This is a genomic window from Hydrogenophaga sp. NFH-34 (assembly GCF_021401345.1).
Lineage (GTDB): Bacteria > Pseudomonadota > Gammaproteobacteria > Burkholderiales > Burkholderiaceae_C > Hydrogenophaga > Hydrogenophaga electricum.
Genome location: NZ_JACBGE010000006.1, coordinates 171518 through 197009, shown reverse-complemented (window position 1 = coordinate 197009; position 25492 = coordinate 171518). Strand labels below are relative to the sequence as shown.

26 protein-coding genes are annotated in these 25492 nt (G+C 70.1%); 10 read left to right on the top strand and 16 right to left on the bottom strand.

Annotated features, from left to right (window positions below; translation table 11 throughout):
- Window positions 1-42 precede the first annotated feature (42 nt).
- The 7 genes from L0977_RS07805 (at window position 43) to L0977_RS07775 (ending at window position 6677) form a co-directional block, all read left to right on the top strand.
- Complete coding sequence (locus L0977_RS07805) at window positions 43-468, top strand: hypothetical protein (RefSeq protein WP_234264292.1); 426 nt, start codon at window positions 43-45, stop codon at window positions 466-468.
- A 145-nt stretch (window positions 469-613) separates the two neighbouring features.
- On the top strand, window positions 614-1843 hold the full coding sequence (locus L0977_RS07800; protein ID WP_234264291.1) for an ABC transporter substrate-binding protein: 1230 nt from the start codon (window positions 614-616) through the stop codon (window positions 1841-1843).
- A gap of 8 nt (window positions 1844-1851) precedes the next feature.
- Window positions 1852-2715: a branched-chain amino acid ABC transporter permease gene (locus L0977_RS07795; RefSeq protein WP_234264290.1), complete on the top strand. Its 864-nt coding sequence runs from the start codon at window positions 1852-1854 to the stop codon at window positions 2713-2715.
- Window positions 2712-3698, top strand: a complete 987-nt coding sequence (locus tag L0977_RS07790) for an ABC transporter permease subunit (protein ID WP_234264289.1) — start codon at window positions 2712-2714, stop codon at window positions 3696-3698. Before L0977_RS07795 ends, L0977_RS07790 begins: the two co-directional genes overlap by 4 nt.
- Window positions 3695-4441: an ATP-binding cassette domain-containing protein gene (locus tag L0977_RS07785; RefSeq protein ID WP_234264288.1), complete on the top strand. Its 747-nt coding sequence runs from the start codon at window positions 3695-3697 to the stop codon at window positions 4439-4441. The genes L0977_RS07790 and L0977_RS07785 overlap by 4 nt, the downstream gene beginning before the upstream one ends.
- Window positions 4434-5141 (top strand): ABC transporter ATP-binding protein, encoded by a 708-nt coding sequence (locus L0977_RS07780; RefSeq protein ID WP_234264287.1) that lies wholly within the window; start codon window positions 4434-4436, stop codon window positions 5139-5141. Before L0977_RS07785 ends, L0977_RS07780 begins: the two co-directional genes overlap by 8 nt.
- Before the next feature lie 30 nt (window positions 5142-5171).
- On the top strand, window positions 5172-6677 hold the full coding sequence (locus tag L0977_RS07775) for an amidase (protein ID WP_234264286.1): 1506 nt from the start codon (window positions 5172-5174) through the stop codon (window positions 6675-6677).
- Window positions 6678-6682: 5 nt separating this feature from the next.
- Here L0977_RS07775 and L0977_RS07770 read toward each other — a convergent pair whose 3' ends face one another.
- Window positions 6683-7675 (bottom strand): carbon-nitrogen hydrolase family protein, encoded by a 993-nt coding sequence (locus L0977_RS07770; RefSeq protein WP_234264285.1) that lies wholly within the window; start codon window positions 7673-7675, stop codon window positions 6683-6685.
- 107 nt (window positions 7676-7782) lie between these two features.
- Between L0977_RS07770 and L0977_RS07765 the strand changes: the two genes are divergently transcribed.
- Window positions 7783-8703 carry a helix-turn-helix domain-containing protein gene (locus L0977_RS07765; RefSeq protein ID WP_234264284.1) on the top strand — a complete coding sequence of 307 codons (921 nt, stop codon included), beginning with the start codon at window positions 7783-7785 and terminating at the stop codon, window positions 8701-8703.
- Here L0977_RS07765 and L0977_RS07760 read toward each other — a convergent pair.
- From L0977_RS07760 to L0977_RS07715, 10 genes are all read right to left on the bottom strand, one after another.
- On the bottom strand, window positions 8700-9611 hold the full coding sequence (locus L0977_RS07760) for an AraC family transcriptional regulator (protein ID WP_234264283.1): 912 nt from the start codon (window positions 9609-9611) through the stop codon (window positions 8700-8702). The genes L0977_RS07765 and L0977_RS07760 overlap by 4 nt on opposite strands.
- An 84-nt stretch (window positions 9612-9695) precedes the next feature.
- The gene (locus L0977_RS07755; RefSeq protein ID WP_234264282.1) at window positions 9696-10826 is read right to left on the bottom strand and encodes a DUF1513 domain-containing protein; all 1131 of its coding nucleotides are present in this window, start codon (window positions 10824-10826) and stop codon (window positions 9696-9698) included.
- Window positions 10827-10841: 15 nt separating this feature from the next.
- Window positions 10842-11924 (bottom strand): imelysin family protein, encoded by a 1083-nt coding sequence (locus L0977_RS07750; RefSeq protein WP_234264281.1) that lies wholly within the window; start codon window positions 11922-11924, stop codon window positions 10842-10844.
- Window positions 11921-13426, bottom strand: a complete 1506-nt coding sequence (locus tag L0977_RS07745; RefSeq protein WP_442786618.1) for a di-heme oxidoreductase family protein — start codon at window positions 13424-13426, stop codon at window positions 11921-11923. The genes L0977_RS07750 and L0977_RS07745 overlap by 4 nt, the downstream gene beginning before the upstream one ends.
- 111 nt (window positions 13427-13537) lie before the next feature.
- Entirely contained in the window at window positions 13538-14734 is a 1197-nt protein-coding gene (locus L0977_RS07740; RefSeq protein WP_234264280.1) for an imelysin family protein, read from the bottom strand.
- Between the two features lie 99 nt (window positions 14735-14833).
- On the bottom strand, window positions 14834-15139 hold the full coding sequence (locus tag L0977_RS07735; protein WP_234264279.1) for a hypothetical protein: 306 nt from the start codon (window positions 15137-15139) through the stop codon (window positions 14834-14836).
- 88 nt (window positions 15140-15227) lie between these two features.
- A complete protein-coding gene (locus L0977_RS07730) occupies window positions 15228-17405 on the bottom strand; it encodes a TonB-dependent siderophore receptor (RefSeq protein WP_234264322.1) in 2178 nt (725 codons plus the stop codon).
- A gap of 58 nt (window positions 17406-17463) precedes the next feature.
- Window positions 17464-17634, bottom strand: a complete 171-nt coding sequence (locus L0977_RS07725; RefSeq protein ID WP_234264278.1) for a hypothetical protein — start codon at window positions 17632-17634, stop codon at window positions 17464-17466.
- On the bottom strand, window positions 17631-18791 hold the full coding sequence (locus L0977_RS07720) for a PepSY-associated TM helix domain-containing protein (protein WP_234264277.1): 1161 nt from the start codon (window positions 18789-18791) through the stop codon (window positions 17631-17633). The genes L0977_RS07725 and L0977_RS07720 overlap by 4 nt, the downstream gene beginning before the upstream one ends.
- Window positions 18792-18798: 7 nt before the next feature.
- Window positions 18799-19008: a hypothetical protein gene (locus L0977_RS07715; RefSeq protein ID WP_234264276.1), complete on the bottom strand. Its 210-nt coding sequence runs from the start codon at window positions 19006-19008 to the stop codon at window positions 18799-18801.
- A gap of 356 nt (window positions 19009-19364) precedes the next feature.
- Between L0977_RS07715 and L0977_RS07710 the strand changes: the two genes are divergently transcribed.
- Window positions 19365-19868, top strand: coding sequence for a hypothetical protein (locus tag L0977_RS07710; RefSeq protein ID WP_234264275.1), 504 nt, complete (start codon window positions 19365-19367; stop codon window positions 19866-19868).
- Between the two features lie 16 nt (window positions 19869-19884).
- Here the strand turns inward: L0977_RS07710 and L0977_RS07705 are convergent, their stop codons facing one another.
- Genes L0977_RS07705 through L0977_RS07685 form a run of 5 tightly spaced genes read right to left on the bottom strand, consistent with a single transcriptional unit; the run spans window position 19885 to window position 24295 of the window.
- Window positions 19885-20181 (bottom strand): DUF2218 domain-containing protein, encoded by a 297-nt coding sequence (locus tag L0977_RS07705; protein ID WP_234264274.1) that lies wholly within the window; start codon window positions 20179-20181, stop codon window positions 19885-19887.
- Entirely contained in the window at window positions 20178-21014 is an 837-nt protein-coding gene (locus L0977_RS07700) for an ABC transporter ATP-binding protein (RefSeq protein ID WP_234264273.1), read from the bottom strand. Before L0977_RS07700 ends, L0977_RS07705 begins: the two co-directional genes overlap by 4 nt.
- Entirely contained in the window at window positions 21014-22087 is a 1074-nt protein-coding gene (locus L0977_RS07695) for a FecCD family ABC transporter permease (protein WP_234264272.1), read from the bottom strand. The genes L0977_RS07700 and L0977_RS07695 overlap by 1 nt, the downstream gene beginning before the upstream one ends.
- Before the next feature lie 43 nt (window positions 22088-22130).
- The gene (locus L0977_RS07690; protein WP_234264271.1) at window positions 22131-23099 is read right to left on the bottom strand and encodes an alpha/beta hydrolase; all 969 of its coding nucleotides are present in this window, start codon (window positions 23097-23099) and stop codon (window positions 22131-22133) included.
- Complete coding sequence (locus L0977_RS07685; RefSeq protein WP_234264270.1) at window positions 23096-24295, bottom strand: iron ABC transporter substrate-binding protein; 1200 nt, start codon at window positions 24293-24295, stop codon at window positions 23096-23098. The genes L0977_RS07690 and L0977_RS07685 overlap by 4 nt, the downstream gene beginning before the upstream one ends.
- 147 nt (window positions 24296-24442) lie before the next feature.
- On the opposite strand from L0977_RS07685, the gene L0977_RS07680 reads away from it, so the two are divergent.
- Window positions 24443-25429, top strand: a complete 987-nt coding sequence (locus L0977_RS07680) for a helix-turn-helix transcriptional regulator (RefSeq protein ID WP_234264269.1) — start codon at window positions 24443-24445, stop codon at window positions 25427-25429.
- Window positions 25430-25492 lie beyond the last annotated feature (63 nt).

The window sequence follows — 25492 nt, the reverse complement described above, 5'->3', positions numbered from 1 at the left end:
TCCACCTGCCCTCGAGGCTGTTCCCGACAAGGAGGTTTGCCGATGCCGATGTCCCAACCCCTGACGCGGTGGCGCGATGCGCCGCCGGTGCGCGATCTGGTGCACGAACACGGCGTGATGCTGCGGCAGATGGCCGGTCTGCAACAGCGCGTGAGCGCGCACTGCCAGGCACAGGCGGTGCGGGTGGCGGCGCTGGAAAGCCTGAACCTGCGCCTGCAGGCGGAACTGGTGCTGCTGCGCACGGCGATCTTCTGGGGGCTCGGTGCCGGCGCCGTGATGCGGCGCCCTCCCGTGCGCCACCGGCTGCCGGCGCATCCGGCCGAGGCGATGCGCGAAGCCCAGGCCGTCATCTGCCAGACCGGTTGCGTGGGGCATGCCCATCCCTGGCTGCAGGCCGAAGGCCAGTGCAGCCGCACGGGCCTGGCCTGCGAGCGCTACGCCGGCAACGCCAGCGAGAACGCCGGATAGCGTCGAACCCTGCAGGGGTTGCGCTCACCCTGCGGAAGTTGCGCGGAAGTTGGGCCGCCTCGCTCCAGGGGCATTGGCGGCATGACATGGCTGAAATATCGTTGCTCCCACATGGGCCCGACGGGCTGATACGAGGAGCAACGCTTTGAAGACAAATCGCCGTTCTTTCACGGGTGCACTGGCCACTGGCCTGCTGGCTGCACCCCTGGCCAGCCTGACGTCCCTGGCGCGTGCCCAGGGCAACGACATCGTCATCGGCAGCATTCAGGACATGTCGGGTCCGCTGCAGCCGTTCGGCCGCGGCAAGAGCAATGTGCTCAAGTTCGGTGTGGCCGAGATCAACGCCGCCGGCGGACTGCTCGGGCGCAAGCTGCGCATTGTCGAGTACGACACCCAGTCCAACAACCAGCTCTACGCCCAGTTCGGCCAGCAGCTGGCCTTGCGCGACAAGGCCATCGTCGCCTTCGGCGGCGTGACCAGCGCAGCGCGCGAGGTGGTGCGCCCGGTGCTGCGCCGCGCCAACGTGCCGTACTTCTACAACATGCCCTATGAAGGCGGCGTGTGCGACCGCAACACGGTACTCACCGGGGTCACGCCCAGCCACGCGTTGCGCACCATCGTGCCGCACCTGATCAAGCACCACGGCAAGAAGCTCTACGTGCTGGGTGCCGACTACAACTTCGGCCAGCTCTCGGCCAAGTGGATCCGCCGCCTCGCGGCCGAACACGGTGGCGAAGTGGTGGGGGTGGAGCTGTTTCCGATGGACGCGGCCAACTTCAACACCACCATCGCCAAAATCCAGGCCGCCGCGCCCAACGCGATCATCAACAGCTTCGTCGGCCCGGCACACGGCAGCTTCTACGGCCAGTGGGCCGCCTCGGGCATGAAGGGCAAGGTGGCCCTGGCTTCGCAGACGTTCGGTGACGTGGGCGAGCACCTGCTCATGCCCAAGGAAATCACCGACGGCGTGATCGTCTGCACCAACTACTTCGAGGAATTGGACATCCCGTCTAACAAGGCCTTCATCAAGGCCTACCGCGACGCGGGCAACAAGGACTACGTGAGCAACACCACGATGAACGAGTACGTGGCATTGCGCCTGTGGGCCGCTGCGGTGGCCAAAGCCGGCAGCCTCGATCGAAACGCGGTGCTGAAGGCGCTGGAGTCGGGCCTGTCGATCGACGCGCCGCACGGCAAGGTCTCGCTGGACGCGGCCACCCACCACTGCACCTTCGACATGTACCTGGCCGAAGTGCGCGGCGGCAGCTATCGCGTGCTGGACAAGGCCAGCGCCGTGAACGCGATCGACATGGTCGGGCAGTGTGACCTGGTGAAAAACCCAGCCACCAACCAGCAGTTCGATCCCAAGATCTGACGCTGCGTATGGAACACCTCGTACTGTCTTTCCACTTGCTGTATGCCATCGCCCTGCTGGTGCTCACCAGCCTGGGCCTGGCCATCGTCTTCGGGATGATGCGTGTGGTGAACTTCGCGCACGGCGAGTTCCTCATGATCGGCGGCTACACCCTGGTGCTCTGCGTCCAGGCCGGCATCAACGTCTGGCTCGCGATGTTCGTCATCGCACCGCTGGTGGTGGGGCTGGTGGGCTACGCGCTGGAGCGGCTCATCATCCGCCATCTCTACGGCCGGATGCTCGACACCATCCTGGCTACCTGGGGCGTGAGCCTGGCGCTGATTGGCCTGGCGACCTGGGCCTTTGGCTTTCAGCAGCGCGGCGTGGTCTCGCCGCTGGGCAGCTTTCAGATCGGCGGACACCAGGATTCCTGGTACAGCGTGCTCATCATCGCGGTGGCGTTCGTGCTGGTCGCGGCCACTTGGTGGGTGCTGCGGCACACGCGCATCGGCCTGCTGGCGCGCGGCACGATGCAAAGCGCCGCCATGGCCGAGGCGCTGGGCATGAACACCTCGCGCGTGTACGCCTGGACCTTCGCCGCTGGCGCCGCCGTCAGCGGCCTGGCGGGTGCGGTGATGGCGCCGCTCACCGGCGCCGTGCCCACCATCGGTACCGCCTACGTCACGCGCGCCTTCATCACCGTGATCACCGGCGGGGCCAACGCCATCACCGGCACGGTGGTGGCCAGCACCCTGTTCGGCACGCTCAGCGAGGCCGTGACGCGCTGGGCCACCCCGGTGGCCGGGCACGTGGCGTTGCTGGCTGCGGCCATCGTGCTGCTGCGGCTCATGCCCTCGGGCATCACCGGACGCTTCTTCCGGAGGTCGCTGTGAGTTTCGGTTTGCGCAGGTGGCAACCGCTGCTGTGGGTCGGCGGTCTGGTGGTGTTGTTCGGCGTGGCCGGGGTGGTCGAACTGGCCACGCTGGTGAGCCTGAATGTCTATGTGATCCTCTCCATCCTGGCGCTGAGCATGGCGCTGGTGTGGGGCGTGGCCGGCATCTTCAGCTTCGGCCAGTCGGTGTTCTTCGGTCTCGGCGCCTACGCCTACGCGGTGCTCGCGCTGGGCGGCCAGGGCAGTGCCGTGGCGCTGGCGGCCTCGGTCGTGGTGCCCTGCGTGGGCGCTGCGCTGATGGGCTACTTCCTGTTCTACGGCCGCATCAGCGATGTGTACCTGGGCGTGATCACGCTCACCGCCTCGCTGATCCTGTTCCACCTGGTCAACACCGTCTCGGGCGCGGACTTCCGCCTCGGTGGTGTGGCGCTGGGTGGCTACAACGGCATTCCCGGCGTGCCGCCGCCCGCGCTGCCCGGGGGGCAGGAGCTGGACTTCGTGCAGCTCTACCTGCTCTCGGCCGGCGTGCTGGTGCTGGTGTACGCGGGCCTGCAGTGGCTGGTGCGCTCGCGCTTCGGCCTGGCGGTGGCGGCGGTGCGCGAGCACGAACTGCGCGCCGAGCTGCTGGGCTACGACGCGCGCGCCTACAAGCTGGCGGTGTTCGTGATCGGCGCGGGGATTGCCGGGCTGGCCGGCGCGCTGCACGCGGCCTGGGGCGGTTTTGTCGGGCCCGACGTGTTCGGCATCGGTTTTGCCGCGCAGATCATCATCTGGGCCCAGGTCGGCGGCGTCGGCCTGCTGGCCGGGCCGGTGGTGGGTTGCGTGCTGATCCAGTGGCTCACCACCTGGCTGGGCCAGACCCGGCTGGCCGACACCAACCTGGTGCTGGGCGTGATCTTTGTGCTGTGCGTGCTGCTGCTGCCCGCCGGCCTGCTGCCCTGGCTGCGCGAGCGTCTGCGTCGCTCGACGGGGGCGTCGTCATGAGCGCGATGCAGGTACCGCCCGTGTGGGCGGTGGACACCGAAGGTCTCACGGTGCGCTTTGGCGGTGTGGTGGCGGTGGACCGGGTGAACCTGCAGGTGGCGCGCGGCGAGCTGCGCTGCCTGATCGGCCCCAACGGCGCTGGCAAGAGCACCCTCTTCAAGACGCTCACCGGCCAGCAGAAAGCCAGCGCCGGCCGGGTGCGCATCCTGGGCCAGGACGTGGGCCGTCTGGAGCGGCACCAGATCGCGCGCCTGGGCGTGGGCGTGAAGACCCAGGTGCCCAGTGTGTTCGACGGCCTCACTGTGGCCGCGAGCCTGCGCGTGGCCGCTGGTCGGCACCGCGAGCGGCGGCCGGTGGACACCGTGGTGGACGAGGTGCTGGAGCAGCTGCGCCTGGGCGCGGTGCGCGACCGCCAACTCGGCGCGCTGGCCCATGGCCAGCGGCAGTGGGTGGAGCTGGGCATGGTGTTGGCGACCGATCCGCAACTGGTGCTGCTGGACGAACCGGTGGCGGGCATGAGCGAGGAGGAGACCGCGCGTACCGCCGAGCTGATCCTGTCGATCCGTGGCGGGCGCGCGGTGGTGGTTGTGGAGCACGACATGCGCTTCGTGCGCCGCATCGCCGACCGCGTGACCGTGCTGCACCGGGGCGCCGTGTTGCGTGACGGGCCGGTGGCCGAGGTGCTGGCCGATCCGCTCGTGCGCGATGTATATCTGGGGCGTGAGGAGCATGTCCGTGCTTGAACTGCAAGGCGTTCGTGGCGGCTACGGCCGCATCAACATCCTCGACAGCATCGCGCTGCGTGTGGACGATGGCGAGGTGCTCGGCGTGCTGGGCCACAACGGCATGGGCAAGACCACGCTGCTGCGCGCCATCGTCGGCGAGATCCCGGTGAGCGCTGGCGAGCTGCGCTGGCAGGGCGAGTCGATCGCGCGCCTGCCGACGCACCGGCGCGTGGCGCGCGGCATCGGCTACGTGCCGCAGGGCCGGCGCATCTTCCCGCTGCTGTCGGTGCGCGAGAACCTGCTGTTCGCGGCCTCTGTGCACGGTGGGCGGCAGGCTGCGCAGGTGGTGGACGAGGTGCTGGCCGATTTCCCCGCGCTGCCGCGCCTGCTGGAGCGGCCTGGTGGCCTGCTCAGCGGCGGCGAGCAGCAGATCCTGGCGCTGGCGCGCTGCCTGTGCACGCGCCCGAAGCTGGTGCTGCTGGACGAACCCACCGAAGGCATCCAGCCTTCCATCATCGAAGACATGGTGCTGCTGCTGCGCTCGCTGCGGCAACGCCACCAGCTGTCCATCGTGCTGGTGGAGCAGAACCTGGACTTCCTGCGCGCCCTGTCCGACCGCATCGTCGTGCTGGAGAAGGGCCGCACCGTGCGCGAGGCGCGCGCCAGCGACACCGCTGCCATGGCAGCGCTGGTCGAGTCGGCCGAGTTCACCGGCTGACCCTCAACCTGCTTTTTTCAGAGGAGAACCATGGCATTCAACCTGCCGAACAAGGACCGCCTGCACCGCCTGGGCGCGGAGCTGGGCATCGACGTGGACGCGGACTACGCGCAGACCGTGCTGGACATGCTGGCACCGCTGGTGCCCGAGTTCCGCGCGCTGGACCGCCTGCCGCACGAGCCCTTGCCTGTGCACTACCCGCGCGCCGGTGGCACGCGCCCCGAGCCGCAGGACAACCCCTGGGGCGCCTGGTGGATGCGCACCGACATCCGGGGCGCGGCGCAGGGCAAGCTGGCCGGCCTGCGGCTGGCGATCAAGGACAACGTGCAGATCGCCGGCGTGCCGATGATGAACGGCGCGTCGCTGCTCGAAGGCTTCGTGCCCGATGGCGATGCCACGCTGGTCACGCGCATCCTCGATGCCGGCGGCCACATCGTGGGCAAGTCGGTCTGCGAGTATTTCTCGTTTTCCGGCGGCAGCGCCACCAGCGCCACCGGCCCGGTGGAGAGTCCGCGCAACCCGGGCCACACGCCCGGCGGCTCCACCACCGGCAGCGCTGCGTTGCTCGCGGCCGGCGAGGTGGACCTGGCCATTGGCGCCGACCAGGCCGGCTCGATCCGCATCCCGGCCTCTTTCTCGGGCATCGTGGGCCTCAAGCCGACCTACGGCCTGGTCCCCTACACCGGCGTGATGGGGCTGGACTACACCATCGATCACGTGGGCCCGATGGCGCGCGACGTGGCCGGCGTGGCCTTGTTGCTGGAGGTGATCGCGGGTGAGGACGGCATCGACGGCCGCCAGCGCAACCTGCGCGTGGACCGGTACACCGAGGGCCTGGACCGTGGCGTGAAAGGCCTGCGCATCGGCGTGGTGACGGAGTCGTTCGGCCTGCCCGAGTCGCACCCCGGCACCGACGCGGCGGTGCGCGCCGCTGCCGATGCGTTGCGCGCGGCCGGCGCGATCGTGGACGATGTGTCGATTCCCTGGCACCGTCACGGCTTCGCGATCTGGAGCGCGATCGCCAACGAAGGGACGTACCACACGCTGTACGGCGGCCAGGGCGCGGGTCACCTGACCACAGGCGCCTACCCGCTCGGGCTGATGACCGCGCTGGGCGGGCTGCGCGAGCGTGCCAACGAGATGCCGCACACGCTCAAGATCGGCATGCTGCTCGGCGCCTATGTGCATGAGCAGTACCAGGGGCGCTACTACGCGAAGGCGCAGAACCTGCGCCGCCGCCTGCGCCAGGCCTACGACGACGCGCTGGACGGCCGCGACCTGCTGCTGATGCCGACCACGCCGTTCCCCACGCTGCCGATTCCGCCGGCCGATGCCAGCGTGGCCGAGGTGATCCAGCACAGCTGGACCATGCTGGCCAACACCAGCGCGTTCGACCTTACCGGCCACCCTGCCATCAGCGTGCCGTGCGGCGAGACCGACGGAAAGCCGGTGGGCCTGATGCTGATCGGCCGCCATTTCGACGACGCGTTGGTGCTGCGCGCGGCGGCGGGCCACGAGCGCCTGAGCGCCCGCTGAACGGCTCAGGCATCGCCCATCGCCCGCACCGTGCCCTGGACCACGGCGGCCTGGGGCAGCGCGGTCTGTGGCGCTCGGTTCACGTCGAAGCTGAACACGTCGGGGCGGCTGTAGTGGCCGGCGCCGTCGGCGAAGAACTTGGCGAACGCGATCATGGAGAGGTCGAGGTCGGCGTAGATCACGGCCTCGGTGTCGCGGTGCGGCTCGGCCAGCCATTTGCCGTTCGGTCCCATGAAGCCGCTGATGCCGCCGCCCACGGTGGGCGCGTCCGGGCCGGGCTTCATGCCCAGGCGCTCGACGATCTCTTCCGACACGCGGCCCTGCACCAGGATCACGTAGGTCTGCGCGCAGATCGCGTGCGCGGCGGCCAGGGTGGTCGAGTAGTGATCGAAGTCGCCCGCGTTGGGGTCGCCGTGGGTGGCGTTGATGGCGGGCCAGGAGGCGACGTGGATCTGTTCACCCATGGCGGCCAGCGCGTGGCGGTTCAGGTCCATGCTGTGCTCGAAACAGATGAGACCACCGACCTTGGCGAAGCCGGTGTCCACCACGAAGACATCGCGCCCGTCGCCGCGTCCCCACACGGTGCGCTCGGCGTTGGTCGGGTGCAGCTTGCGGTGCCGCGCGACCAGGCGCCCTTCGGGCGAGAACCATGCCATGGTGTTGTAGAGCGTGCCGCCCTCGCGCTCATTGACGCCCATGCAGACCCAGATGCCGGCCTCGCGCGCTGCCGTGGCGATCTGATCGGCCTGCGGGCTCGGGAACTCGATGGCGTTGCGGTACAGCTCGGCGAACAGCGGTGCCGCGTACTTCGAGGTGTGGGACCAGATCCAGTGCGGGTAGCCTGGCAGGAAGGTCTCCGGAAAGGCGACGAGGCGCGCGCCGCCCGAGGCGGCCTGGTGGATGAACTCGATCGTGCGCTGCACCCCGGCCTCGAGGTTGAGAAAGGGCGCGGCGGCATGCACGGCGGCGACGCGCACGGATTCAAAGGAAGTGGTCATGGTAGGAACCTGTGTGAGATACCCGCGAACCTTGCGGTGGCCGCATCATCTGTGGGCGCCCCCCGGCGGGTCTATCGGAATCCATTCGCCGTTGTCAAAATCGTTCCATGAGCACGCCCGCCCTCCCAGCGCCGGATGAGGTCTTTCTGCCGGGCCAGACCCACGGCATCGCGCAACGCTCCGAAGTGCAACTCCTGCGCGAGAGCGCTCCCCTGCGATGGCGCGGCCTGTACGCTTCGCTGGTGCAGGAATCGCCCTGGAGCGCGGACCTGCCGGCGGCGTCGACCGCAGGCATCGCCTACTGCGTGTCGAAGGCCAGCCCGGTGGCGCGCACCTTGTCGCGGGTGCGCCGCGAGGCGGTGCTCAGGCCGCAGCAGTTCAGCCTGTTGCCGGGGCAGTCCACGAGCCGGTGGGCGATCTCGGGGCGCCCCCGCATCCTGCACCTCTACGTTCACGACGCGATTTTTCGACAGGTCGCCGACGAGCTCTACGGCAGCGCTTCGCCCCTTCGAGAGCTGATCCCCCGGCTGTGCACGCACGACCCGGTGATCGCCCACCTGGCCGAGACCACCATCGAACTGCTGTGCGAAGGTGACACCGCCAGCCGCTACCAGGCCGACCACCTGGCTTACCTGCTGGCGGGCCGGCTGCTCAGCCACCACTCCAGCCTGACGCCGCGCAAGAGCGTCGCGGTTCCGGCGCCGCGCACGCACCGCTGGCGGCGGCTGCTCGATCACATCGAGGACCATCTGGCGGACGACCTCTCGCTGGAGGTGATGGCCGAGCGCGCGGGCATGCCCGTGACCCAGTTGTGGCGCTCGTTCCGTGCGCACCTGGGCACGAGCCCCCACCAGTACATCCTGCAGCGGCGCCTGGAACACGCCCGGCGCCTGCTGGAAGACGGTACGGAGCCGATCGCCGAGATCGCCGTGCAGGCCGGGTTTTCCAGCCAGAGCCATCTGGCCAGTGCCTTCAGGAAACACTTCCAGATCACGCCGGCCCAGCACCGGCGCCAGCGGCGCGCTTAGTGCCGGCGCGGTGCGCGCACCTCACCCACGGTCGTGCGGTAGGCGCGAGGCGACAGACCGGTGGCCTTGCCGAACACGCGGGCCAAGTGGTCGGCACCCGAGAAGCCGCACTGCCGGGCCACGAGGTCCATGGGCAGCGCCGTCGTCTTCAGGAGGCGGCTGGCCTGGGCCACGCGCAGCTCGGTCACGTACTGCAGCGGCGAGCGCCCGGTAGAGGCCTTGAAGCAACGCATGAAGTGGTACTTGGTGAGTCCGGTCTGGGCGGCCAGGTCGTCCAGACTGAGGTCTTGCGCGAGGTGTTCCTTGATGTGGTCGATCAGCCGTGCGAGTTGGCCCGAAGGCAGCTTGCGCGCTGCAGGGGCGGCGGTGCGTGTGTTCCACTGCTGCGCCAGTTCGTTGGCGATCACGGTGCAGTAGCTGTCCACCAGAATCTGGGGGCTGCCGGTCGAAGCCTGCTGCATGAGCTGCGTGAGGGCGCTGTAGATCATGGGGTTGGCAAAACCCCGCTGCGAAAGCTGCCACAGGCCATCGTTCGGATTGCGGTGGCCAAGTTCGTCGAACAGCGCGGTCAGGTCGTCGGCGGAGAGCGCGAGCAAGGTGACGTCTGCGCAGCCGTCCTTGAGCCAGCGGTACCCATTGCCCGCCGGGAACACGTGCAGCGGATGCGGATGGCTGCTGAAGTGGTCGCGGAAACCCCAGCCGAAATCGAACAGTGCGCGCTTGAGCCGGTACTGATTGGCCGCCAGCAGCACCACCTCGTCCTGCGGCGGGATGTCCACTGTATGGGCATCGAAGGTGCAGTGGATCAGTCGACCGCGGCATCGGCCGCGCAGCGGCGTGACCTGATCCAGGCGGAAGTCGGGCGAACGGGACAGCACGTTCGCCAAGTGCGGTGTGGCGGTGTTCATGGGCAGCGAGCGTTCACCCTTCCGGCCGCCAACGGGCCGGGCACCCGATTTTGCCACCGGGATCACATTGGGGCTGCATCCGTTTCAGGGGCGCGCCCAGGCCAGCCAGTGGTTGTCGAGCTGCAGACGCGCGCCGGCAGCGGTGTTTGGTGTGGGCGTGGCGACGCTGCTCTGGCCGGGCGCCGTGGTGGTCATGACGTCGCGTTCGCCGCCGTTCCACCAGCGCTGGCCGAGGGGCTGCGCCGCCAGCGCGTAGGCCTGGCGGTGGGGGCGCAGCGCTTGCCAGCGGCCCTGGGCGTCGAACAGCGCCAGCGTGTCGGCGCGCGGGCAGCTGACGACGAAGCCGCCGCCCGGGCGGGCGCAGATGTCGCCGCCATAGCCCTGCACGACCGGTTGCTGCTCGGCCGCGCGCAAAGCCCGGCCATCCCACACGGCCAACACCGGCGCGGCCGCCTTGGCGGCGGCGTCCGGGTGCTCGGCCTGCAGGGCCACGCCGACGCGGCGCGAAACCGGGTCCCAGGCGAGGTGGCGGATGCTCAGGTACGGATCGTCCAGGCGCCACTGGCCGAGAAGCTGGCCGTCGGCCGGGTCCAGGGCCACCAGCGAGGCGTCCATGCGCCCGAGGTCGCGTTTGGCCCGTCCGGTCTCGGGCAGGGTGGGAATGCCGCCGTTGGCCACGATGAGCGTGCCGGCCGGCAGCCCGGCCACCGCCTCGGGCAGGGCCAGCAGGGCGTGCGGGTCGCGGCCGGCGGTCGCCCATTCGGCCGTCTTCTCCAGACTGCGGGCGTTGCGCACGCCGAGCCGGCCCTGGGTCGTGTCCAGATCGGTTTCGGTGGTCCACAGCGTGGTGCCGTCGGTGCTGGCGATCACGTGGCCGTTGAAGCGGCGGTCGTCGTCGATCCAGTGCCACCGCACCGCGCCGTCACGCGGCTGCCAGCGCAGCAGCCAGTCGCCCGGCCGGCGCGCGGCGGCGAGCACGCTGCCCCCCGGCTCGACCCACAGGCCGTGCGCGCGGGTGGGCACCTCCAGGTGGTGGCGCACCGACCAGTGTGCGCCCGCGACATCGATCAACCCGATGTGCTGCTGCGCGCCATCCTGCCACGCCGCAGCCAGCGTCGCGTGGCCCGGGGCCGCGCCCGGGCCGCTGCCTCGCACCGCCCAGGCGGGCATCGCGCCCAGCGCGGCCAGTGCCAGCAGGCTGTGGCGGCGGATCACGGGGGCGTCCCCCGGTCAGTCACCATCGGCATCGGAAAAACCCAGCGGCACGTCGAGCGCGCTGGCGACTTCGTTCTGGTAGAGCACGGTCACGGCCTTCATCTGCTGGGCCAGGGCCAGCAGGGCCTGGGGCGGCGTCTGGGGTGAGAGCGCGGCAAAGCCCGCGTCGACCTTGTCGAGCGCCTGCGCCCAGCGCTGCGCCAGCGCCAGTTGGCCCTTGCCCATGAGCAGGGCTTCGATCGGCACCAGGGCTTCGCCAGGTGCCGGGGGCGTGGCGTACTGCCCCGGCGCCAGCCGGGCCTGGGCGCGCAGGCTCTGCCACTGGGCCTGCCAGTCGGCCACGTCGGCCTCGCGCGTGCTGCGGGCGAAGCCGGGTGCGCGGCCGTTGGCGCTGCGCAGGGGTTTTTCGATGTAGGCCCAGCGCAGGCGCTCCAGGCCACCCAGCCACTGGTTGATCCATTCGGCGAACGCGGCGCCGGTGTCTTCGGCGCTGTCGCTCCAGTCTTTGTCGGCGCGCGCCTCGAAAGCGGTCTGCAGGGCGGCGGCTTCGGCTTCGATGCCCTGGGCCACCAGCGTGGCGTAGGCGCAGGTGGCGGCCGGCAGCGGCGCGTCGGGCGGTGCGGCCCACAGCAGCTGTTCCAGCGCCGGGAAGCCCTTGGCCGGGCTGCCGACGCGTTCCAGGTCGGCCAGCGACTGGGGCGCGCGATCGAGCGCCTTTTTCAGCAGGGCCGGCCGCGGGGGCCAGAAATCGATCTGCCGCTGCGAACGGCGGGCCACCACCGGGCCGATGGCGGGCGTTGCCAGCGCCTGCCAGGCCAGCAGCGTCTGCTGCCACTGCGTCCGCAGGGCCGACAGCGGGGCCGACTGGGCGCAATGCGCCTGCGCCGTCTGCACCAGCCGCGTGGCTTCGGCGTGGAAGGCCTGCGCGCGGGGCTGCTCGTGCCGGCCGTAGAGGCCTTGCAGCGCCTGCTCGGCGGTGTAGTAGGGCATGGCGACCTGGGCCTGCGCGGTCAGCGCTGCAGTGGCCAGCAGGGCGCCGAGCCAGGGCGCGCGGACAGCACGGGCACGGAAAGAGGGGGCAGACGGCAGGGGGTTCACAGCGACTCCACAAACTTGACCAGGGCTTCGCGGTCGCGCTGGTTCATGCCGAGCACCGTTTCCTTGGCACCCTGCGCTTCACCGCCATGCCAGAGTATGGCCTCCAGCACGCCGTTGGCGCGCCCGTCGTGCAGCAGGCGGGTGTGGCCGTTGACGGCCTTGAACATCCCGATGCCCCAGAGCGGCGGCGTCTTCCATTGCTGGCCGCTGGCCTGGAAGTCGGGGCGCCCATCGGCCAGATCGGGGCCCATGTCGTGCAGCAGCAGGTCGGTGTAGGGCCAGATGCGCTGGCCGGCGATGCTGGCGCTGGTCAGGTGCGGAAACGGCGGTGCGCCGGTCACGTAGCTGGGCCGGTGGCAGGTGGCGCACTGGGCCTGCGCGAACAGGGCCTGACCGCGCAGCACCTGCGGGTCGTCCGGCTGGCGCCGGGCCGGCGGGGCCAGGGTGGCGGTGTAGAAGATCACGTCGCCCAGGGTCTTGTCGTCGATTTCCGGCTGATCGGCACGGGCCATCGCCGCGGGCACCAGCCCGTCACGGCCCTTGCGCCGGCCGCCGCCGTGCGGTGCGGCCAGGCAGTCTTTCTGGGCCGGGGTGCAGGTCTCGCGCCAGTTCACGCTGCTGGTGATGCCCATGTCGCCCAGAAAGGCGCCGGCGCTCTGGTGTGCCACGGTGCCGGTGTTGGCTTTCCAGCCGAAGCGGCCGATCACCTCCTTCTGCGCGAAAGCGTCCCAGATGCGGTTGGGCTGGCCCTGGATGGGGCCGCCGGCCGCCGCCTGGTCGCGCGCATTGGCCAGGATCTCGCTTTCCGGGATGGCTTCGAGCAGGCCCAGGCCAATGACCTGGGGTGCGATGCGCGGGCTGACCATCACGTCGGGCGCCATCGGTCCGTAGCCCAGCTTCGTGAAGCGGTAGACCGGTTTTTGCAGCGTGTAGCGGGTGCCATCGGCAAAGCGGCCGGGAACGGGCTGCACGCGGATCTCGACCTGCCCTTCGGGCTGGACGCCCTGGATGGCGGCGTTGTTGAGCTGGTCCCCGTAAACCGGCTCGGGCTTGACGCCGGCGTGCGGGTCGGGCGTGCCCGGCACCGACAGGCGGAACAGCAGCGCGACGGTGTTCTCGGGGTCGGGGCCGAGGGTGTTTTTCCACTCGGGGGGGGCGCCGCGGCCGTCCATCACGTGGCAGCCGGCGCAGGAGCGGGCGATGAAATGCGGGCCCAGGCCGTCGCGCGCGGTGGTGGAGGCCGGTGCCTCGACCCAGTTGCGCTTGAAGAACGAATTGCCGATGACGAAGCGCGTCTGCTCGGCATCGGTGAGATTGGCCAGGCCGAAAGAAAACGCCTGGCGGCCAGTGGCGAAAACGGTGCCGCGACCGCCGGTGCGTTCACCCAGCGGGTCGGGGTCGGGTTCGGCGCTGGCCCGGACGTGGAGGAACAGCAAGGCCGATGCGGCCGCGACAGCCCCCATGGCTAGCGTGAAACGGCTGGCTGCGGGATGGAGTTTCATGGTGTCGGGGATTCTGCAGGGGTGGCCCGTCGGGGCTGGAACGGGCCCGGCGCGGCACCCCGTGGGCGCGCCGGGCCAGAAAGAGCGGCACCAGGCCGCTCCGGTGCGGCCTCAGGGTTCGACCAGGGTCAGCTTGGCGATGCCGACGGCCCCGGCGGATTCCACCAGCAGCTTGGACTGCTCGACCAGGCTGGCGATGGTCTTTTCGATCACCGGGCGACCGGCCGAGCCCTGGATGATGGCGCGGTCGAACGGGGCCGGGATGCCCTCGGCCAGCTTGACCGACTCGGCGATCTGCACGGTCACCTTGTCGCTCAGCGCCGGGTTCTTGGTGGCCACCAGATCGCGCACGCCCGGGCCCTTGAGCAGGCTGCCGTCGCGCTGGCGGTACTGGCCCAGCCACACGTTCTGGATGCCCTTGGCGTTGGTGGCGGCATCGCGGTGGGTGTTGTCGGAGAAGCAAGAGTGTTCGTCTTCCTGGTCCTGCGAGTTCAGGGCCACTTCCAGGCGTTCGCCCGAGAGTTCACCGCGCGAGAGCGAGCCCAGGCCCACGATGATCTTGCGCACCGATTCCTTGCCGCCCTTTTCAAACTTGGCTCGGTAGTTCTTCTTGCCGGGTTCCCAGGCCTTGGTGACGGCCGCCAGGTCGTCGATCAGCAGCGAGGTGGCCACCGTCAGGTATTGGGCGCGGCGCTCGGCATTCTTGCCCTTGCCCACCACGTAGTCTTCGAAGCTGCGGTTGCCCGGGCCGGTTTCGCTCAGGTCCTGGCCCCACAGCAGGAATTCGATGGCGTGCCAGCCGGCGCTGATGTTCTCTTCACCGCCGCGCTCGTTGAATTTGGCCAGGTTGGCCTTGGTGATCTTGAACTTCGGGTTGTTGACCAGGCCGCTGTCGGGCTTGCCTTCGACGTAGTCCACATAGGCTTCGTCCAGCGGCCAGGCATTGATCTGGCCTTCGGGTCCGTTGTCGTCGTCGATCGGGCCACCGTAGAAACGGAACGCCTCGGTCTGGCCATAGAACTCGCGCGCGTTCAGCCAGGCCTTGCGTGCCTTGTTCAGGCCTTCGGCCGAGGGCGCGGCCACGAAGGCGGCGATGGTGGCCTGCATGTCCCGGGCGCTGGACAGGGCGTCGCTGTAGTTGGCGTGCACCAGGGTGGCGTAGTGGCGCGCCACGGCCTTGTAGTCGACCGCAGAGGTGGCGGTCGGGGCCGTGACCGCGATGGAAGGCGTCTGCGCCTGGGCGGCCCAGGGGGCCAGGCCCAGGGAAGACAAGGCCAGCACGGCGGCGGCGATGGACGAAGGTTTCATGGTGCTCCTGCTCCTTTGAGTAAATGAGAACAATTTCATTCTAGACCCGCGCCACCGCCGTGCGCGGGCGGTGGCGCCATTTTGGATGCCGGCCACGCATCAGGATGGTGGATCGGCGCGGTCGACATCCTGCCAGGCCGCGATCACCGGCGCGGTGGGGCGCAAGGTGTACTGGCGCCCGCCGGAGGGCACGCTTTGCAGCAGGCCGGCGCGCACGAGCGAGACGCACAACCGCGTCACCGAACTGTAGGCCACCGGGACGCCGCGCTGGCGCAGCGCGGCGTAGGCGTCCTGCCAGCCGCGGGGCGTGGGTCCGAAGCGGCAGAACTGCGCCAGCACCTCCAGCCGGTAACGGGTCGGCTGGAGGCCGGCTTGCGCGATCAGGGCGGCCAGTCGCTCGGGCATGGCGGTCAGCCCTTTTCGCCCCGGCGGTCGGTGCGGCGGCGGGTGGCCGGCCGCCGGCGTCCTGGCCACGGGGTATGCACGGCGGTGATCAGAACCGGTGCTTGAGTGTCAGCAGCACCGAGCGGGGTTCGGCCCAGGCGTACTGGCTGTAGAAGCCCACTTGCGAGTAGTAGCGCTTGTCGGTGGCGTTGTCGATGTTGAGCTGCAGGCTGGTCTGCGGGCTGATTTCGTAGCGCGCCATCAGGTTGACCAAGGTGTAGGCCGCCTGCTCGATGCGGCTGACGTTGCCCGTCGGGTCAAGGCCTTCGCCGTAGTGACCGCCCACCCAGTTGACGCCGCCGCCGAGCACCAGCTTGCTCCATGCGCCGGGCAGGCGGTAGCTGGTGAACACCTTGAGCATCTTGCGCGGCATGTCGGAATTGACGTCCTTGTTCGCGGCGTCCTGGGCCTTGAACTGCGACAGGCCCACGCTCAGGTTCCAGCCGGGCTGCAGTTCGCCCGACACGTCCAGCTCGAAGCCCCGGCTGCGGGTGCCCTGGGCCGCGTAGTAGGCCTGAGCGGGCGGGCTGGAGCCCGGCACCATCTGGCCCACGTCGGCCTGCGCGAGGTTGTCCTGATCGATCTGGAACAGGGTCAGGCCGGCGTTCAGGCGGCCATCGAGGTACTCGGCCTTGATGCCGACTTCCTTGCTGTTGCCTTCGATCGGGTCGAGGTAGCGGCCGTTGCGGTCGCGTTCGCTTTGCGGGTTGAAGATGCTGGTGTAGCTGGCAAAGGCCGAGTAGGTGTCGTTCAGGTCGTAGACCAGGCCGGCGTAGGGGGTGACCTTGCTGTGCTTGATGGCGTAGGCGCTGCCGTAGTAGTCCAGGCCCGACTTCTTCCATTCGGTGGCGCGTGCGCCCAGGATCAGCTTGAGCGGGTCGGTGAGGGACAGCTTGGTGGCGGCGTAGAGGCCGGTCTGCGTGGTTTTGAAGGACTCGTAGTCGTAGCGGTCGCCCCAGACCGGTTCGGCCGAATGGCCCGTCCAGTTGCGGAAGTCGCCCACGTCGGGCCAGCTCAGGGCGGGGTACCCGTCGGCGTCGAACTTCTGGGTCGAGTGCTGCAGGCCCACCGTCAGCTCGTGCCGGCGGCCGAAGGCGTCGAACGGGCCGCTGGCCTGCAGGTCCACGTCGTCCTGCTTGCGGCTGGTGGCGTAGCGGCCGGGCCAGGCCGTCAGGCCCAGGCCGGTCTGGCGATCGACGACCCCGTAGATGTAGAGCAATTTGGAAAAGCCTCCGGTTTCGCTGTGCTGGACGGTGCTGCGCAGCTTCCAGTCGTTGTCCAGCCGGTGCTTGAGTTCGGCGAAGGCCACTTTGTTGGTGGCCTTGTAGCGCGTCCAGTCGGCGGAGGTGGTGGTGGACGGGTCGAAGTCCGTGCGCGAACCGTCGCTGTACCACGCCGGAATGCCGCCCCACGACGGGCTCTTGGGGTCGTTGACCTGCTGGCTGGCGCCGACCGTGAGCTGGGTGCGCGGCGTGAGATCGGCCGCCACCGTGCCGTAGAACTCGTTGTGGTCTTCCCCGGCGCCCTGGCGCACGGAATCCTGCTTCTGCAGCGCACCGACGACGCGGGCGCGCACGCTGCCGTCGGCATTGAGCGGGGTGCTCAGATCGACCATGCCGTGGGTCTGCTGGTGGTTGCCCAGGCCCAGTTCCAACTGGCCGGTGAAGACCTTGCTGGTGGCGCGCTTGCGCACCATGTTGATCGCGGCCGACGGGTTGCCCACGCCCACCAGCAGCCCCGCCGCCCCGCGCACGATTTCGATGCGGTCGTAGATGGCCACGCCGGACAGCGATTCACCGGCCGACCAGCCGGCTTCCCAGGCGGTGGCGACGCCGTCGACCTGCAGGTTGGTGATGTCGAAGCCCCGTGCGGCAAAGCCGTAGCGGGCGCTGTCGAACTCCTGGGACGAGATGCCCGCGGTCTGTTCGACGACGTCTTTGATGCTGTTGAGGCCCTGGTCGTCCAGGCGCTCGCGCGTGACCACGGTGACCGACTGCGGCGTCTCGCGCAGCGTCAGGGTCAGGCCCGTGGCGGTGCTGGCGCCCTCGGCGGTGTACGACTGGGTGTTTTCGGTGGTCAGGGTCGGCGTGCTGCTGGCGCGGACCGTCACGGTCTTCAGCGTGTGCGCCTCGCTGCTGGTCTGGGCATGGGCGCTGGTGGCGACGGCCAGGCCCGCCGCCAGCAGGACGGCGGTGGACACGGGGGAGTGGGCAAAGGGCAGGGACATGGTGGTCAAGCGCAAGTGAGGAAAAGAAGGGGTCGGGCGGCCGTCGCGGCGGCCAGCGTCAGGCGCGGGGCCGCCGCCAGCCGAACCAGGCGCTCAGCAGCACCGGCAGGCCGAGGCCGATGGCCGCGAGGTGGTCGCCCCAGTCGTCGGAGACCAGGCCGGAGATCAGGCCGATCAGGCACAGCAGGCCCACGACCAGCGGCCAGCGAAAGATCTGCCACAGGCTCATGGGGCTTCTCCTGCCGGACTCAAGGCGCCGCCGGCGGCGGGCGCCTGGCGCTGTGCGCGGGCCTGGCGCCGCCGCGCGATCCAGAGGTACAGGCCGCTGCCCAGCACGATGATGGTGATGACGTCGAGCACCGCCCAGAGGATCTGCATGGGCCGGCCGCCGTAGTCGCCGAAATGCAGGGGCTGCGACACCAGCAGCGCGGTCAGGTACCAGGGCAGCGGGGCCGCGGCGCTGACTTCCGCGGTCTTGGCGTCCACCAGCACCGGCAGCAGCAGGCGGGCGGTTAACGGCTCGTTGCCGCGCAGGAAGAAGGTGGTGTGGTGCGGGCTGGAATAGGCGGTGCCCGGGAAGGCCACGAACGACAGCTTCATGCCGGGCGCCTCGGCCAGCGCCGCGTCGTGGGCGCGTTGCAGCGGAGCCCGTTCGGCCACCGGGGTGACGGGCTGGCCCTGGTAGGGCGCGAGCAGGCTGCTCAGCTCGGTGTACTGCCAGTACTTGATGAGCAGGTCGGCCCACGTGTTGATCATGCCGGTACCGCCGACCACGAAGGCCCACACCAGGGTCACCACGCCCAGCAGGTTGTGCAGGTCCAGCCACTTCACGCGCGGCGAGCGGTCGCGCCGCACCTCGCCGAAGCGCAGCTTGCGCATGAAGGGCGCGTAGAGCACGGTGCCGCTGACGATGGCGGCCAGCATGAGCAGGCCCATGAGCCCCAGGAAAAGCTTGCCCGGCAGGCCGGCGAACAGGTCGACGTGCAGCTTGAACATGACCCACATGAAGCCCTGGTCGAAACGCGGCTGGGCCAGCACCTCGCCGGTGCGCGCGTCCAGCACCACCGAGCGGAAGTCGTCGGTCGGAGCGGGCGTCGGTGTCAGCGTGAAGAACCAGAGGTTGTCGTCGTCCTCGTCGGGCGAGGCGAACTGCACCACCCGGTCCGGGTGCTGCGCCTGGGCGGTGGTGAGCAGCCGGTCCAGCGGGACCTTGGGCGTGTCGGCGGCCATGGCCGGGGCCTCGACCTCGGTGCCCAGCAGGTGGCCGATTTCGTGGTGGAAGATCAGGGGCAGGCCGGTGATGCACAGCAGCAGCAGGAAGACCGTGCTGATCAGGCTGCTCCAGGTGTGCACCCAGCTCCAGGTGCGCAGGCTGCGGGGGCTCATGATGGGTTCAGTGTTTCCAGTTGAGGGTGATGGACAGGCTGCGTGGCGCCGCGCAGCACCTCGACCCGGCGCACACCGCGGTGTCCATGTCGCCATGCAGCAGTCCCGTGGCAACGGGCATGCCGATGCCGTCTTCCTGGAAGTTGGTGATGTCGAAGCCGCGGGCCGCGCGAGGCGGGCGGTGAACGCCCGGAGCAGCAAGGGTGCGAAGGAACATGGAACGCGAGACACCAGGTGTCTTCCTGAAGGAGCGGAAGGGACATTGCTGGCTCGCGCGGACGGCGGCACGCCCGCAGCGGGGGCGTGGGTGTCCGGATGGTGGCTGGCTGTTATTAAATGATAACAATTTTCATTTGATTTTTAAGATGCGTATCTAAAAAACGACACCCTGTCCGCCGCGGGCGGCGGACACCCGCAGACAGCCCTGGGCGCTGTTTTCAGAAGGAGAACGTCGTCATCGGGGTGGGGTAACGGGAAAAACGGACAGGCTTTTGCGCTTGATCAACAGGTATTTCCAGCACCGCTTTGAAATTCATATGAGAATCATTCTCATAAATTCACAAGGAGGTCGGTATGGCGATGTCGATGGACAGCGGGGCGGCGGCGCGGCGCGCTCCCGCATCAGGAGCAGGACTGTCAGCAAGCCCGCGGGTGCTGGCCTGGGCGCGGGCGGCGCAGCGGGAAGGCCGTCTGCTGACGGCGATGGCGTTCTACCGCCAGGGGCTGGCCCAGGCCTTCGGGGCGCTGCACGCTTCCGTGCCGGCCGAGGCCTGTGCGGCCATGGACGGGCTCGTGGCTTGCAGCGACGGGCTGGCGGCGCTGAACGAAGCGCAGGGGCGCCCCGACATGGCGGCCGAGGTGCTGGGCGAACTGCACCGCACGCTGCTGCGCCTGGTCTGCAGCCCCGATGCTTGCACACAGCGCCGGCAGGCGGCGCTCTGGCACAGCCACGCCTCGCACAGCGCTTTGATGGCGCTGGCGCAGGCGCACGGCTGGAGCCCTGCCATCGACGCGGCGGTGCGTGCGGGCTGCCTGGGCTGGCGGGTGCGGGGTGGGCCGGCTGGCACCCCGCACTGACGCCGTGTGAAGGCGGTCAGGCCAGGGGTTCGATGGCCTGCCAGTCGACCCGCAGCGGGTCCTTGCGCGAGAACAGCTCGATGTGCGCGTCGATGGCGGCCTGCACCCGGGCCAGTTGTTCGGCGTCGGCGGCCTGGCAATCGAAGCGCAGCAGCGCGGCGTCCGCAGTCAGCAGGCAGCGGCCCCAGGGAAACGCGGCATCGCCCTGGTGCGCGTCGTGGTGCACGGGGATCTTGCGGCTGAAGTGGTAGCACAGGCGCTGCAGGATGCGGCTGGCTTCGGGCGTGGCGACGTGGCCTTGGCGACGGATCATGAGGTGGCGGCAAGCGGGCTGGGGACGGAATCGGAAGCGGCATTGGCGGTGGCGTCGGCCAGCACCATGAGGTGCCCTTGCGAGCAGGTTTCGACGCGGGCGCGCACACCGTAGACCTGCCGCAGCAGCGCGGGCGTCAGGATCTGGGCCGGTGCCCCGGCGGCCGCGAGCGCACCGTGGTGCAGCACCAGCACCTGGTCGCAGAAACGCGCGGCGAGGTTCAGGTCGTGCACCGCCACCAGGCACAGCGTGCCGGTGGCGCGCGCGTGGCGCCGCAGGGTGTCGAGCACGGTCAGTTGCCAGCGCAGGTCGAGTGCGCTGGTGGGTTCGTCGAGCAGCAGCAGGCGCGGCGCCCGCACGATGGCCTGGGCCAGGCCGACCATCTGGCGCTGCCCGCCCGAGAGTTCGTCCATGCGCCGCAGGCCCAGTGCGGCCAGATCCAGCTCGGCCACCACCTGTTCGATCGCCGCCGCACGCCGCTCGGCCGGCCATTCGCTGCGGCCGGCGCGCAGCGCGCTCTGCCAGATCTCGTAGGCCAGCAGCGAGGTCGGTTGCGGCAGCGCCTGCGGCAGGTAGCCGATGCGCCGCAGGCGTTCGCGGGTGGGCAGCGTGGCCATGTCGGCGCCGTCCAGCAGCACGCGGCCGCTGGCGGGCAGCAGGCCGGCGATGGCTTTGAGCAAGGTCGATTTGCCGGCGGCGTTCGGGCCGACCAGCGCGACCAGGCTGCCGGGCGCCACGGCGGGCAGGCTGATGCCGCCGATCACCCGTTGGCCGCCGTAGCCAGCCACCAGTGCGTCGAGTTGCAGGCCGGAGGAAGCAGGGGTCTGGTCCATCACAGTCTCCGCTGGCGCAGCACCAGCACCATGAACAGCGGCACGCCCACCAGCGCGGTGACGATGCCGATGGGCAGCACCACGCCGGGAATCACCGCCTTGCTGAGGATCGAGGCGGCCGACAGCATGAGCGCGCCGGCCAGCGCCGCGCCGGGCAGCAGGTAGCGGTGGTCTTCGCCCAGCAGCAGGCGCGCCATGTGCGGCCCGACCAGGCCGACGAAGCCGATGGTGCCCACGAACGACAGCGCGGTGGCGGCCAGCAGGCTCACACGCAGCAGCGTGACCAGGCGCAGGCGTTCGACAGGGATGCCGAAGCTGCGCGCCTGGTCTTCGCCGGCACGCAGCGCGGTGAGTGCCCAGACCTGGGTGGCCGACCAGAGCATGCAGAGGCCGAGCACGGTGCCGACGATGGCGATCTTGATGCCGGTGGCGCGGCCCAGGCTGCCCATGGTCCAGAACACGATCTGCTGCAGCGCATTGCTGTCGGCCACGTACTGCAGCAGCCACAGCAGGGATTCGAAAGTGAACAGCAGCGCGATGCCGAACAGCACCACCGTGTCCACCGTGGCACCCTGGCGCCACGACAGCCACTGGATCAGGCCGGTGGCGCAGGCGGCGCCGATGAAGGCGAACACCGGGACGGCGAGGTTCTCCGTCCAGGCGATCCAGGTCACGCCGCTGACCACCGCCACGGACGCGCCCACCGCCGCCGCCGCCGACAGGCCGAGCGTGAAGGGGCTGGCCAGCGGGTTGTTGAGCGCGGTCTGCATTTCGGCGCCGGCCAGGCCCAGGCTGGCCCCCACCAGCAGCGCCATCACCGCGTAGGGCAGGCGCACCTGCCAGATGATGACCTGCTGCGCGGTGGGCACGCTGTCGGGCCAGAGCAGGCCGCGGACCACGTCGGCGAAGCTCAGGTCGGAAGGGCCGATCGCCATGTCGGCCACGGTGCAGGCCAGCAGGGCCAGCGCCATGACGCCCAGCACCAGGAAGCGCCGACGCGCGAACTGCGCGTAGCGGCCGGCCAGCGCGGGCGGGGCCGACAGGCCGGCGGCGGGGGAGGAGGGGGCGGTCATGGGGGCTTCTTTTTTGGGGGCTTCTGAAGGGCTGGGCGCTGGCTCAGGTGGGGCGCGGCGGCGCTGCCGGGCGCTGCGCGAGCGCGATGGCGTCCACCAGCGCGGGCAGCATCACCGCGCCGTGGTCCAGGCCGGGCAACACCGCGAAGTCCACATCGAGTTCGGGCCAGTGCGTTGCCTGCAGCCTTTCGGCCAGGGTGCGGGCGTGCGCGATCATGTGGCGCTCGCGCTGTACCCGGGCGCGCTCGGGCGTGGCGGCCGCGTCGGCGTGCTCGTCGCCGCCGACCCGAAGCTGCAGGTGGACCTGGAACGGCCGTGTGCTGGGGGCGGCATGGCGCTGCACGAAGGCATCGACCTCGCGCATCACCTGGGCGCCGTTCCACCAGAGCGAAGGGCTGGCGGTGGCGCAGCGCGTGAACAGGGCCGGCCGGGTCAGCAGCGCCTGCACGCCCAGCAGACCGCCGTAGGAGTGGCCGAAGAAGCTCAGGCGCCGGTCGTCCACGGGCAGCGCGGCGCGCACGCGCGGCAGCACCTGCTGCGCCACGAAATCCAGCCAGCGGTCGGCGCCTCCCCGGTCGGCGGCGGGCAAGGCGCCCGGGGCGGGCGGGGTGTAGTCGCGCTGTCGCAGGCGGTGGTCGTAAGGCGCGTCGCCCGGGTGGCCGATCGCGATCACCACCAGCGGGTCGGGGCGCAGTTCCGCCGGGCGCGATGCGCTGTTGCGGGCCAGTTGCGCTGCGAGCGCGAAGGTGGCGTTGCCGTCGGGCAGCACCAGCACCGGGTGGCCGCCGGCGGGCGCCGGCGCGGCGGGGGCTTGCACCCAGACGCGCCAGGTGTGGCCGCTGTCGGGGTCGTGCCAGTCGGCCTGTGTGGTGCCGGGCAACTGGGCCGGGCCGTCGCCCAGGCTGTCCAGCGGTGTCCGGGCCCGCAGCGGCCGGGCCGGTGCGCAGCCCGCCATGCCGAACCCGCCGGCCATGGCGGCGGCCGACGCGATCCAGGTGCGGCGCCGGGTCACAGGCTGGTCCAGTACACGCCCTCCAGCGGAATGGGCAGGAAGTGCTGGTACAGGTTCTGCAGCGTGACGCGCGGGTCCAGGTCCTGGAAGCGTTCGGGGTAGAACCACTGCGCCATCACCTGCACCGCCACCACGTTCAGCGGCGAGTTGTAGAAGTGGTGCCAGATCGCGTGCGCGCGGCCGGGCCGCGTGGCCTGCAACTGGTCGATGAAGCGGCGCTGCGTGGCGCGCTGGAGCGAGGCTTTGGCTTCGGCGGGGGTGGCGTCGGCGCCGAGCACCACGCGCAGCGGCATCTGCCTGGCGGTGGCCAGGCTGCCGATGCCGGTGCCGATGTAGTGCTGCGGCTGCTGCGCCAGCAGCAGCTCGGGGTTGAGGGTGCCGTGCTCGCCAGGGATCAGGCCCTTGGCCACGTTGGCGCCGCCGGCCGCGTCGAGCAGCACGCCCACGAGGCCGACCATGGTGGCGCAGCACTCGTCCGCAAGGCCGACGCGGTTTTCCAGAAACACGCTGGGCTTGCGCGCGGGTGCCCCCGGGCCGGCCAGGCGTTCCGTCACGCGCGCGAGCTGCTGGCGCCACTCGGTGTTGAAGGCGGTGGCGCGGTCGCTTTTGCCCAGCACCTTGCCCAGCAGAGCGATGCTGGTGGGCGTGTTCTTCAGCGGGTCCTGGCGGAAGTCCACGAACAGCACGGCGGTGCCGGCCGCTTCCAGCCGCGAGACGATTTCGCGGTCGCCCTTGCTCGGGCCGTGCCCGCCGGCCAGGCCGAAGATCGCCACCTGAGGCCGCAGCGCGATGGCCTGCTCGTCGCTGAAGGTGCTGCTGCCTGCGCGGCCGATGCGGGCCACCCGATCGAGCTGGGGAAACTGGCGGCGCCACTGCGCGTAGCCGGCCGGGTCCAGCGTTTCGTAGTCGCCCATCATGGCCACCAGGCGCCGCGACGGGTCACCGCCTTCCAGCAGGCCCAGCACCGGCAGCAGCCGTCCTTCACCCAGCAGCACCCGGTCCACCTGGGTGGGCACCGACACCGAACGCCCGGCGAGGTCGACCACGGTCTGCCGGTCGGCAGCCTGTGCCCAACCACTGAGCAGCACCAGGGCGAAGGCTGCCAGACGCCGCGTAGCCCGCGCCAGACCGGGTGTTTGTGGTGTTGGCGACACGCGGTCGGCCGGCCAGTGTGACGAGGCGCCCAATGCGTTCATAATTGAGAATGCTTCCTATTATCGAGATTGCCGAGCATCGCACAAAAAGCGGGCCGCCGTGTTTGCTGTGGCAAGAAAGATGTTTGGAAATCGCGCCATGCGCCCGGCCGGGCGCAGCCTGTCTGTCTGCCCGTTGATCACACCGCCATGTCCGTCTCCTCCCCGCTGAACGTGTCCATGTCTGCCGTTGAACAGGCGCCACCGGCACTGCAGTTGCAGAACCACCTCAGGCACATGCACGTGCTGCGGCCGGGCCTGCACGTGCACGCCGACGACATGGTGGACACGCAGGACTTCACCGCGGTGGGCGAGATCGAGCAGGGCCTGCGCATCGTCATGCTGCTCGAAGGCTCGGTGGACGTGAGCTACGGGCATCGGCGCGTGGTGCTCAACAGCGCAGCGGGCGAACGCAGCCGGCCGGGCCGGTGCGGCCCGGTGCCGCGGGGGCTGTTGGTCTCCATCGCCGAAAGCGACCGCTTCGAGCGGCGTGCGCGGCAGGGCTACCGGGCGCGCCGGTTGAGCATCGGCATGGGCGAACCCTGGCTGACGCAGGTCATGGCCGGTGCCGCGCTGCCACCGGTGGACGATTTCGTGCACGCGCACCTGGCCATGCAGGCCTGGCAGCCGTCCGCGCGCGCGGTCGCCATGGCCGAACAGCTCGTGCACACGCCGGCGCTCAGTGGTCCGTTCCTGAACCTGTACATGGAAAGCCGGGTGCTGGAGCTGGTGAGCGAAGCGCTGGCCTGCCTCGGATCGCCAGCGGGGTCCGCCCCAGCCCCCGCGCCGGCGTCCGCCGGCACCCGGCTGCTGCCGCACGAATACCGGCGCATCCGGGCGCTGCACGCGTTTTTGCAGACCGACCAGGCGTTCGATCTGTCGCTGGACGAGCTGGCGCACCAGGCCGGCACCAACGCCAACACCTTGCAGAAGCACTTCCGCGCGGTGTATGGCACCACCGTGTTCGATCACCTGCGTGAGTGCCGCCTGCAACGCGCGCGCCAGGCGCTGGAGCGCGACGGGCTGAGCGTGTCGCAGGCGGCGCTGCTGGCCGGCTACAGCAGCGCCGCCAATTTTGCGACTGCTTTCCGCAAGCGTTTTGGTCTGGCCCCCAAGCTGGCGCGCGGCCGGTTCTGAAGCGGCGCTCGGGGCGGTGCGGCGCAAACATCTTTGTGGGCGGCGCAAACGTCCGGCGTGGGC